10 protein-coding genes are annotated in these 11,316 nt (G+C 49.5%); all 10 read right to left on the bottom strand.

Annotated features, from left to right (window positions below; all coding sequences use genetic code 11):
* Window positions 1-140: 140 nt before the first annotated feature.
* A complete protein-coding gene (locus R6242_RS05115; RefSeq protein WP_318424571.1) occupies window positions 141-635 on the bottom strand; it encodes an NUDIX hydrolase in 495 nt (164 codons plus the stop codon).
* A 495-nt stretch (window positions 636-1,130) separates the two neighbouring features.
* Window positions 1,131-1,571, bottom strand: a complete 441-nt coding sequence (locus tag R6242_RS05110; RefSeq protein ID WP_318424569.1) for a GNAT family N-acetyltransferase — start codon at window positions 1,569-1,571, stop codon at window positions 1,131-1,133.
* Between the two features lie 187 nt (window positions 1,572-1,758).
* Window positions 1,759-2,175, bottom strand: coding sequence for a cytidine deaminase (locus R6242_RS05105; protein WP_318424566.1), 417 nt, complete (start codon window positions 2,173-2,175; stop codon window positions 1,759-1,761).
* A gap of 67 nt (window positions 2,176-2,242) precedes the next feature.
* Window positions 2,243-2,488, bottom strand: coding sequence for a GlsB/YeaQ/YmgE family stress response membrane protein (locus R6242_RS05100; protein WP_293935538.1), 246 nt, complete (start codon window positions 2,486-2,488; stop codon window positions 2,243-2,245).
* A gap of 728 nt (window positions 2,489-3,216) precedes the next feature.
* Window positions 3,217-4,599, bottom strand: coding sequence for a sensor histidine kinase (locus tag R6242_RS05095; RefSeq protein ID WP_318424559.1), 1,383 nt, complete (start codon window positions 4,597-4,599; stop codon window positions 3,217-3,219).
* A complete protein-coding gene (locus R6242_RS05090; protein ID WP_130107717.1) occupies window positions 4,586-5,284 on the bottom strand; it encodes a response regulator transcription factor in 699 nt (232 codons plus the stop codon). The genes R6242_RS05095 and R6242_RS05090 overlap by 14 nt, the downstream gene beginning before the upstream one ends.
* A gap of 67 nt (window positions 5,285-5,351) precedes the next feature.
* Entirely contained in the window at window positions 5,352-6,452 is a 1,101-nt protein-coding gene (gene hemH / locus R6242_RS05085; protein WP_318424553.1) for a ferrochelatase, read from the bottom strand.
* A gap of 407 nt (window positions 6,453-6,859) precedes the next feature.
* Window positions 6,860-8,776 carry a DUF3488 and transglutaminase-like domain-containing protein gene (locus tag R6242_RS05080; protein ID WP_318424551.1) on the bottom strand — a complete coding sequence of 639 codons (1,917 nt, stop codon included), beginning with the start codon at window positions 8,774-8,776 and terminating at the stop codon, window positions 6,860-6,862.
* Window positions 8,773-9,729 carry a DUF58 domain-containing protein gene (locus R6242_RS05075; protein ID WP_318424548.1) on the bottom strand — a complete coding sequence of 319 codons (957 nt, stop codon included), beginning with the start codon at window positions 9,727-9,729 and terminating at the stop codon, window positions 8,773-8,775. The genes R6242_RS05080 and R6242_RS05075 overlap by 4 nt, the downstream gene beginning before the upstream one ends.
* 380 nt (window positions 9,730-10,109) lie before the next feature.
* On the bottom strand, window positions 10,110-11,021 hold the full coding sequence (locus tag R6242_RS05070; RefSeq protein ID WP_318424546.1) for a MoxR family ATPase: 912 nt from the start codon (window positions 11,019-11,021) through the stop codon (window positions 10,110-10,112).
* Window positions 11,022-11,316: the final 295 nt, after the last annotated feature.

The raw sequence follows: 11,316 nt of genomic DNA, 5'->3' as shown, positions 1-11,316 counted from the left end.
TTGTTCGAGTACTAATTTAACGGCTTCTGCACGAAATGCAGCGGTATAACGACTTGCCATGACTTACCTCCAGAGATGATTTTATCTCAATTGAAGGTGTCCATATTTAGCAGCCTACATCATACAAAGGCGGTGCTCAATTACTTAACGCCTGTATTGACTGCTGGACTGGCCGTCTCTATGGCATTTTTGATACAGAACTCAACAGACCCCAGGCACGCAGCATTTTGCCCAAAGGTAAGCAGCGCTTTTGCCTTTTCATATATCAGCCACTGATACGCTTTGTGTTCTGAAGAGAGTCGTAAATTGACGTGTTCAGAAACATAGCAGTAAAAAACGCGCTCCTGAACCACCGTTGGCTCCAGTCCATATTGGGCTCGCCATTCCGGCTTAATGGGGTAGGTTTGCTTATAGCCGCTTGGCATAACTGCGCTAGCTACAATTCCAGTTTCTTCAAAAATCTCCCGAATAGCAGCTTGCTCATGAGATTCACCTGCTTCCAATGCACCTGATATACCCTGCCAGAAATCCGGCAGTGCAAGTTCTGGCCGAGCATTACGCTGAAGGAGTAAATACTTTCTACCATTCATATTGTTTGAAACGAGGAAAACTTGAATTGAAAACGGTAGTCTCATTGAGTTAGCCTGATACTAGTGAAAAGAGAATGGCTTGGGGTTGGGGAGTGTATAAGTTTAGTGTATTAAATATGCGGCAGGTATTTATTGATAATATTTGGATGTATTGCTGAAGTTAGTCAATGATTTAATTTGTATATTACAATTGCCGTGCCATACGGGAAATCTTAGTGGGTGATGTTACGCAGCAAAATATAAAAACGCAGTCCACGGAAAACATATAAAGCACGAACAGGTGACGCGTTGTCATCATCCAGTGCGTCATTCATAGGATAAGTAATTAAAATAAATTGCTTAGAACCAAGGCAAAGATGGCGTTAGTTAGCGGTGGTGCACTCAAAACCTCTAGATTTCCAATAAAAGCATTCGGGGGAGGCGTGTTCAGTGGAAAAGTGTGCGGTTTTATACACCCGCAGATGAATCAATATTTGCAATCAATGACGCGTGGTGCCTTTGATTGCTCCGTTTGCTGGGCATGACCTCTCGATGGAAAGGCTAGGCGGTGTGTGCTGCACCGCGCAGGCTCTTTTTCATAAAGTAGCGTGAGTATCCAGTTGGGTAATTTGGAAGCTCGGCAAAGCAGGTGTAGCCCATACGCTCGTAGAAGCCTTTGGCTTGAAACTCGTAAGTATCTAGCCATGCGCTAGTGCAACTTCTGGAAATGGCCTCTTCCTCTGCCATACCAAGGAGCTTAGAGCCGATGCCTTCTCCTCGGTGAGATGCGGGGACAAGCAGAAGTTGCGTAAATAGCCATTCGTAACCCGTATAGCCCCAAAGGCCGCCAACGATCTTGCCATCCTCGTCAGCTATTGTGATAACGAGTGGGCGGCCATTTCCAGGGCCAGCTTGGCTGGTGTTGTATTCAACCAGCGGGCCAAGAATGGCTTTGCGAACTTGCTCGTCCGCTACATCGGTAAGGGATAGTTTGTAGTTCATAGGATCTCGGTAAGGGTATATGTGGTTTTGAGGTCTCTAACGTTAAAAGTAAGGGGCTGAACTCTGGGATGGTGCAAAACAAGGCCCTGTGGCCAGTGCCGTTTGACTGGCGTGCTAGGCCTTTGTTGTTACGAGATTAACTAAGGCTGATGGGCTTAGCTTCAGGATGAGCAACGGTGTGAGTCGTTTATTCTCCAGCATCGGTGACAGCGTTGCGCCAGTAGTGCGGTTGCAACTCAGATAGCCTCTTGGGCTGCCATTCTCCTGGCTGTCCGGGGACGGCAACGGCCACCTCAACATCGGGGCCCCAAAGAGCAAGTCGCTCTTGGCAGATGCCACATGGCGCCAGAATAAGGAATGGCCTGCCAGCTTGGCTGCGAGAGACGCATACAGAGGCCACTACTCTGGCCCCAATCCGATTTGCCTCGCAATAGGCCCCTGTTTCGTGGCATAGGCTTGCCCCAGAGTTGGGCGTGTCAAAGCAAACGCTGGTAAACGTTTGGCCAGAATCGGTTCGAATCGCCGCTGCACCAGCGTAGCCCGTTGGGAACCGTGAGAGTGCCTGCTGTATTGCGAGCTCTACAAGTGACTGATCTAGTGCCATGTGGTGCCTATGGCGGGAGTAAAGCGGGCTGCCAAATGCAGCCCGCTTGAACGATTGCTTAGGCTGATTACGCTCGCTTTATAAGGCGCACTATAAACAGCAATACAACGGCTCCGATAGTGGCGACGATAATGCTGCTCATCAGACCGCCGCCAACCGAGATGCCTAGCGCGGGGAGCAGGGCACCGCCGACAAATGCGCCGATTACGCCAACGACAAGATCCCCTAAGAGGCCAAAGCCGCCGCCTTTTACCAATAGTCCAGCCAGCCAGCCAGCAATTACGCCGACAATAAGAAACCAAAGAAGATTCATTTTTTAATCCAAAGTTGGAGAACGGTGGGGGTGGGAATTAGGCCGCTAGAATACATTTTAAAAGCGGCCTAACGTAAAAGTAAGGGGTTTGCCACTGAAATGGTTCAAAAGCATAGTCCGATATAATTCAGGGAACTTAGAAACCCCCATCTGATCTCATAATACTGCGTTGCACATTAAAAAATCTCCTTACATATTCAAGCATATGCAGTGTCGATTTTTTAATACGCGCCTTGTCTTATTTAGTAGATAGGTTTTTCGAGATTCCCTATCGTGAAAGCGATAAGGACGACCCGTTGTCGCGGCACTTTAGCATTCGCATTGAGCAAGTTTATGCACTACTTTATCTAATTTCATCGCTTACGTCATCTAAAAGAAATGGCGACGGATGACATCGTGCTTTTCTTTATCCATCTTTCGGTTGCAAAGAGTGTGTAGGCTTTAGTGCTAAATAAGGCGTAGTTTGCTTTGCTGTTTCTTTTTTTAGCAGGTATTAAAGCTGGATTTTCCTTAGATAAGCGGGGTGGCAGAGGCTAAAGCGCCTAAGCGTTTGTCGGTGGGTTTTGATGCATCTTAGGAGGGGCAAGTTATGTATTTATCTGCATTGCTCGCGGGTTTCACCCGCCCTACCGTGGTGTGATGCTTAGGGGGGGGTAAGGATAGATAAATCAGAGAGGATCTGTGCTTTTGGTGCGTGTTCGCAGCCTAAAGCGGCGATGAGGTTAGGCCTAATGCCTAGGCAACATCACTCGCACGATCAGGCCGTGGGGGTCTGCATCGCGTAGCTCAATGCTGCCTTTATGGCGTTCGGTGATTTCTTTGACGATGGCCATGCCTAGGCCGCAGCCATTGCCGGTTTGTTCACGGCGGTAGAAGCGCTCGAACACGCGTTCTTTATCTGAATCTGGGATGCCTGCGCCATCGTCTTCTACTTCCACTACATAGTATTCGCCTTCAATGTTGAGGCGGGCGGTGATGTTGCAGCCGCGTGGTATGTATTTGATAGCGTTTTCGATCAGGTTGGTAAATAGCTCGCGCAGCAAGGCGGAGTTGCCGTTCATGGGGGCTTCGGATAAGTGGGTGTCACAGCCTAAATCCATGCCTGCAGCTAGGGCGCGGGGTACGCATTCTGCGGTAAGCTCACGGATGACTTTGGCTAAATCTAGCGCAACGCGTGGCATGCCTTTGGCGCTGTCTGGCTCTGATCTGGCCAGTGTCAGTAGCTGATTTACTAGGTGAATGCTGCGGTTGGCGCTGGTATGCACCATGGTGAGCCGGTTGCTTAGGCCTTCTGGCGTGGTTTCACGCATGGCCAGCTCGGTTTGCGATTTTAGCCCTGCCAAGGGGGTGCGTAATTGGTGGGCAGCATCGGCAATAAAGCGGCGTTGTCTGGCTACGCTTTCATTGGTGCTGCTGAGTAAATGGTTGAGCGCAGAGGTAAGCGCGCCGACTTCTTCTGGCTCGTCATCTAATAATAGTGGTGATGGATCTTGGCCAGAGTGTTCTTCTACGCGGCGTTGTAGGCGGGCCAGCGGGCGTAGCCCACGGTTGATTCCCCACCAAACCAATAGACTCATAATAAAAATCAGTATGGCCAGCGGTGCGGCGATGGCGATTAAAATCTCTCTAGAGAGTTTATTGCGTATTTGGGTGCTTTTGCCGAGCTGTACGTGTAGCCATTGCTGTTTATTAGCAATCTCCATGGGGAAATACAGCGAGACAATGCGCATTGCTTCGCTTTGGACATTGGTATCGTAAAAAACCGCTTTATTGTCGGGTTTTTTATGATTGAGCGAAGGGGGTAGTTGGCTATTACCAAGGATGACGCCGCCAGAGCTGAGCGTCACCATATAATAAAGGTGTTCGTCGGAATCGTCTTCAAGCAATAGCTGTGAAGCGCGAGGAAAATCAATAATCAGGCCGTTATCTTGCGGCTTGATTTGGCGGGCAATGGCGCGCGCGGTTTGGAGCAGACTATTGTCGATTACCGTATTGGTGTAGTACTTGGCTACGTTGTAGCTCAAGAACGCACCGGCAAGCCAAAGCACCCCCTGCGGTATAAGTAACCACAGGAGGAGCTGTCGCTTGATAGAGAACTTACCCCTCAACATCCTGCGCTTGAGGAGGTTGCTTCTCGAGTAAATAGCCAAGACCACGGATGGTACGGATCACAACGCCACAAGGATCTAGCTTCTTGCGTAAGCGGTGAACGTAAACTTCAATGGCGTTAAGGCCCACTTCAGCATTTTCGGAACCTAGCTCGCCAACGATCTGCTCTTTGGTCACCACACGATCAATATTAGACATCAATATTTCGAGTACGGTGAGTTCGCGGGCAGAAAGATCTAGCGGCGTGTCATTGCACCAAGCACGTTGACCAGCGCGATCTAAACGCAAGTTACCGAGCTGTTGCACGGATTGCGGTAAGATTTTGCTGCGGCGAAGCAGGGCACGCAAACGCGCTTCAAGTTCAGAGAACTCAAATGGCTTGGCAAGGTAATCATCGGCACCTGCATCTAAACCGGCTACGCGATCTTCCAAGCCATCCAGAGCCGTCAGGATCAGGATAGGTAGGGAAGGTTTGTGCTGACGAACGTTTTTTAAAACTTGCAAGCCATCCATATTTGGCAAGCCAACGTCCAACACCACAACTTCGTAGTCGTTGTGCAGTAAAATTTGTAAGGCAAGAGCGCCGTCATTAACGCAATCAACCTGAAACTCAGCCTGAGACAGGCTAGTTTTCAGAGCATCAGCGAGAATTAGGTCGTCTTCAGCGAGAAAGAGCTTTGTGCTCATGGTCTGAACCTCGTTTTGTAAGAATAAGCTTACCGTCAGTTTAACTGTAATTTCATCAATACCCAAGTTAATTTTGCACACCTAAAGCTTGGGCTCTGCTTAATGTGCATTGTTGTGTATTGTCTATAGCAGTGTTGTCAGTAAGTAGCCAGCCAGAAAGCTCTTTTTTTGTCAGCGCTGCTAAAGAATCTATCCAAAGAGGGGAATCATTCAGGCAGGGGATGTAGTGGTACTCCTTACCACCGGCCTGTAAATAGTCCTGTTTTCCTTCAATTGCGATTTCTTCAAGTGTTTCTAAGCAGTCAGCTACAAACCCAGGGCAGATTACATCTAGCCTACCGGTGTTGGCCTTGCCCAGCTTATGCAAGGTGGCGGTTACATAAGGTTGCAACCATTCTGCACGGCCAAATCTAGATTGAAACGCCACGGTATATTCTGATTCGGCAAGGTCGAGTTCTTCGGCTAATAAACGCCCCGTTTTGCGGCAATAGCAGTGGTACGGATCGCCCTTATCCAAGGTGTAGCGCGGCACGCCGTGAAAGCTGATGAGTAAATGGTTGCCTCGCCCCTTTGCTTGCCAATAGCTGCGTACTTGCTCGGCAAGGGCTTTGATATAGCCTGCGTCATCATGAAAACCACGCAGGGTACGGATAGCGGGCTGGTTGCGATATTGGGCCAGCACGCGGCCTACTTCATCAACTACGGTGGCGCTGGTGCTGGCTGAATATTGTGGATAGAGCGGCAAAATCAGTAATTTATCGCAGCCAGCGGCTTTCAGCTTAGCCATCTGCGCTGCAATCGAGGGCTGGCCATAGCGCATGGCATAGTCTACTAAAACCTCTTTGTGGCCTTGCTCGCCTAGCCAGCCTTTTAAAAGTTTACTCTGCCTTTGTGTCCAGACTTTTAAAGGGGAACCTTCGCTCATCCATACACTTGCATATTTGGCAGCGGTTTTTTTAGGCCTAAAAGGCAGGATAAAGGCGTTAAGAATCACCCACCACACCGCTCTTGGTATTTCTACCACGCGTGGGTCAGATAAAAACTGCCGTAAATAGGGACGAATCGCTGCTGGGGTGGGGGCTTCTGGTGTACCTAGGTTAACTAAAAGCACACCAATGTGGCTTTGCTGATCGTGGCGAAAGGATGGCTCGGGTAAGTAAGAGGACATAATTTAGGCTCGGTTTAGCTGCTGTGTGCTGGCCCACGCGGATATTTGTTGGCGTGGGGTGTGGTTTGTTGGGGGTTGGTCAGGTATGAAAGCCACTGCTTATATAGCAGTGTGTTTTTATCTGGCGGGTTTAATCCATGTGCGCTTAGTAAATATTGGGTCATATGCAGGATTGAGTTAAATTTTAAACCCTCGATCCCACAGGCATCCACAGCGGTTTACAGAGAAAATGGGGGTACCCCAATCCTATCAACTTAAGGGTACTGTTGATCGTTAAACCTTAAGCGATCAACTTAGATCTATCTATTGCAAGCGTTGAAATATCGTAGGGCGGGTCATACGGTATGGCTAGCTTGATCCACGTCACAATACCTGCCGCTTATCATAACAGCCCAGCTTGCAGTAGGTCATGAGTGAAAATGACGTACTGCTTGCTGCAACTTAAGTAGTGCCTCGGCATCCCCTCCGTATCTTGTGGCGATATATTGTTGGGCAATGTAATTTATGGCGTTATTGTACTCAGGCCATAGCAAGCTGGCACGTAGGCTAAATGTAAGAGGCCCTTCATTGGGGGCGCGAATACAGCCCCGCTTGGCTAATTTGCGGCAAAACTGCTGCCAGAGCTGGCTTGCTCCATCTTGCTTAGGCTTGGCGCTGCGGGTGGCAATTAAAAATAAAGTAATAAGTACCACGCTTATCGCTAACAGCATACGTAGGATAAATTCACTGGATAACACTTCATCAATGCCTAGTTTTTTAAATAGCTGCATTTGCTTGCGCATATCGTAGCCAATGACCCATTGATTCCAGTTGTTAACTAGGCTGTCCCAGTGCAGCCGTAAATCTTGCAGCCATGCAGGGGGCGCACCGCCCATAAAGGGCAAGGCATCTGCATTATTGAAACCATTCATTAAGCCTTCGTTGATCCGGGCGGGGGCTACCATCGCCGTAGGGTCTACGCGCTGCCAGCCATTGCCTGCTAGCCATACTTCGGTCCATGCGTGGGCATTGGCTTGGCGCACAATAAGATATTGGCCGTTTTGATTCCATTGGCCGCCCTGATAGCCACCCACTACGCGGCTGGGAACGCCAGCGGCGCGCATCAAAAAAGTAAATGCCCCTGCGTAATGCTCGCAAAAGCCTTGTTTATACTTAAATAAAAACGAATCGATGCTATTAGTGCCATTCATCAGCGGCGGGCTAACTGTGTAGCTGTAGCCACCATTGCGTATCCATTGCAGGCCACGATTGACGCGCTCTATGGGTGGAAGCGTACTCCAGCTGGCGGCAAGCTTTCTGGCCTCTGGATTGCCCGCCTTGGGGAGTTGTAATGCGGCAGGCAGCGTGTCATCGCTGGTGGTTTTCCATGCGCTATGGCTTTCAATGCGATAGCGTTGGCGTTCGGTAATGGGGCTGCTATTCACTGCTTGCATGCGGTTGCTGAGCATGGCGGTATCGGGTAGCGATTCAGGAATATCGAGTGCCAATAGCCAATTGCGATTGTGTGGCTCCATTGTCATGGTGTAGGCCAGTAGTGGGCCACGAGTTTCAATGCTAGGGCCTCCGGTTTGATCCATGCTGGGCTGCTGCCAGCCTTCACCATCAAAAAAATCAAACACGGGGCCACGCCAATAGCGTGCGGCAGGCTTGGGAATGGCGCCTTCAAATTCCACCCGAAACGCCACGCTTTGATCTTTGGCTAGCTGGCTAAAATTGCCGGGGCGCATTTCATCTGATAGGCCGGTGCGCGCGCTTAGTTGCTCATCCGGCATGCTCCATAGCGGGGTCAGCCGGGGAAAAAAGAAAAATAATAAAATGGCGATAGGTAGGGCTTCTAACAGCATCAGCAGCAGTTGCTTGCTGAGCGCCCACCATGCTTGTGTGCTTTGCCATTGCATAAGCTGCCCAGTAATGGCCAGCATGGCCAAAATAGCCCAAAGTAAAATCCATTGCGATTGGGCAATTAAAAATCCCGCACCTACTAAGAAATAAGCCAAGAGGCTGACAAGTTTAATATCGCGCTGGCTGCGGGTTTCAAACAGCTTAACGGTGGCAAGGCTGGCTAAGGCCGCCACACCGCCTTGGCGGCCGATCAGGCTTTGATATTCCAGCCAAATCAGAGCAAATAAGCCAAGGGCTAATAAAAAGCGCACAGCGGTAGAGGGCAGAGTATGGCCGCGATAGCTGATCCAAGCGCGCCACAGCAGCAAGCCACCCAATGCCAGTGTGAGCCAAGGGCTAAATTGCAAGCCATGCGGCAGTAGCACCAGTGCAAAAGTGGCGATCAAATATTGCAAGGGTCGGCGTTCAAGTGAGGTATTCATTCAAACAGCGCCAAGGCGTTTAAGCAGCTGATTTGATGCGCAGCGCCTTTTGCCGCATCAATCTGCATATGCGGTAGGGCCAAGCCATAGGGTACGCCCATTTGCTCGGCGGCTAATATCCATGCCACCAGTCTTGATAGCCTTGCCTCGCTATCTAATTCATTAAGCTGATCCCAATTAAACACTTGTGGCGATAGCCCTTCTGCATCAAAAAACTTAACGGGTAAGGTTTCGCTGTGTGCGGCTTGCTTCCATGCAATTCTGCGCAAGGAATCGCTTGGGGTGTAGGGGCGCAGCCCAGCAAAGTCTTCTTCACCCATGCCTATTTGCGCCGTATGCCCGCCACCTAATGAGGGGGCCCAAGGCGGTGGGTCAATCTCTGGATGAGGCCAAACTAAGCAGCGGGCGGTGCTATTGAGATAGCTCCAAGCATGGCAAAGGCCCATTGGATAATGGCTAGAAAGATGCAAGGTGGGCGCAAGCAGCCAGCCACGGCGCTGGCTAAGCAGGGGAATGCTGAGATGCGCATCGCGCTCAATGACACCACACTCTAAAGCTAGTGGTTTAATTTTTTGCTTAAAGTAAAAGTAAATAGCGCGCTTAGCTAGCCGATTAGGATTGTTAAGTTGTAAAGGAAAATAAGCTGTTTCACCTGCAAAAACAGCGGGAGCATCAAAAAGCTGCAAACGCAGTTTTAATAAATTTCTAAATGTGCGTAGCAAGATGGCGTGGCCTAGCCCCAATAAGGTAAAGGCAAATAAATAAGCCAAGCTAAGCTGGTAATTAATCGCCCCAATTAAAACCAGTAAGGCGGTAAAGGTAAACGCATAGCCAAAGCCACTGGGCAAAATATAGATGCGATCATACTTTAGCGTTTGGGCGCTATTTTGTGAGGGATGCCGCCGACTAAACCATTGCTCGCGGCGTTGAGACAACCATTTTAGTTTGGGCATAGATAAACTTCTAAAGGAAGCAAAGTGGTGTGGGAGATTGCCGGTTTGGTAAAAAAACTTCCCTGTGTAATGGCCTCACGGCCTACCGATTGATTTAAGTTAATGGCATAAAGGATCCTGACTATGCCTCTTGCTTAACCTCCTTACCAATATCGGGGGCCTCGAAAAACCTATCTACTAAATAAGACAAGGCGCGCATTAAAAAAAATCGACGCTGCATATGTTTGATATGTAAGGAGATTTTTTAATGCGCAACGCAGTATTATGAGATCAGGTGGGTTTTTTGAGGTTCCCTATCGTAGGGCGGGTGAAACCCGCGTTTTTTAGCATGGCTCGCGGGTTTCACCCGCCCTACTAAAATGATCTGCTTTGGCAAGTCCTTAGGGAATCGTCGTTTCATCCATCAAAGTTTTTACCATTTCTAGCGCGGCCTTGCCGCTGCCTGCCATCACTAATCTATGCTGGGTGACGGGCACAAATACGGCTTGGATATCCTCGGGTAAAACTAAATCTCGGCCATCTAGCCAAGCCCAAGCGCGGGCAGCTTGAATCAAGCCAAGCGCCGCACGCGGTGATAATCCACACATAAATCGCCCTGGTTGGCGCGATGCAGCAATCAGCGCTTGCACATAATCGAGCAGGGCGGGGGCGACATGCACATCGCGCACGGCGTTTTGGCTGCTTTGCAAATCATTGCTGCTGATGGTTTCAGGGAGTGTTTCAATCAAATGGCGGCGATCTGATCCGGCCAGCATGGCGCGCTCTGCCGTGGAATCGGGGTAGCCTAATTCAATACGCATTAAGAATCGGTCGAGCTGAGATTCGGGCAGTAGAAATGTACCTATTTGATGCGATGGGTTTTGGGTGGCAATCACAAAAAAAGGCTCGGGCAGGGGCCAAGTGGTGCCATCGGCGGTGACTTGCCGCTCTTCCATCGCCTCTAATAGTGCCGATTGGGTCTTGGGTGAGGCACGGTTGATTTCATCGGCTAGCAATAATTGGGTAAAAAGTGGCCCGTGGTGAAACTGAAAGCGTTGGTTTTCTCTATCGTAAATCGATACCCCGGTAAGATCGGCAGGGAGTAAATCGCTGGTGAATTGTACCCGCTGAAACTTAAGCCCTAGCGTGCGGGCTAGGGCGTGGGCGAGTGTGGTTTTGCCAACGCCAGGTAGATCTTCAATCAATAAATGCCCTTGGGCCAAAAGGCAAGATAGCGCTTGGCGAATTTGGATGGGCTTACCCAAAATGATTGCTTCAAGTTGCTTAAGCACCGCAGGTAAGCGAGGGGTCATGATGGGCTTTCCATAGGGTTGTTGGCTCGGCATGGCCGCTGATAAATCGTTTTAAGTGGCTTTGTGTCACTGGCCCTTAGAGGGCTAAATATTATTTTTATTTTAGTGCTCAGTGAATGTTTATGAAAGGCAAGCTGTCTACCTGCTTTCATTGCCACGCTGTTTGCCTGTGGCGTAAACTAATCGTCATGCTTGATGCCTGCTTTTTATGAGTAGACTGTCAGCTTAAATTTGCCTGCTACCTACTATATAGACAGCAAAACCATCCCTTGCTCAGTATGCGGAATCTGCGAGC

Origin of the sequence: Iodobacter sp. CM08 (assembly GCF_033446605.1) — a bacterium.
GTDB lineage: Bacteria > Pseudomonadota > Gammaproteobacteria > Burkholderiales > Chitinibacteraceae > Iodobacter.
This window is presented reverse-complemented; position numbering and strand designations above follow the sequence as displayed.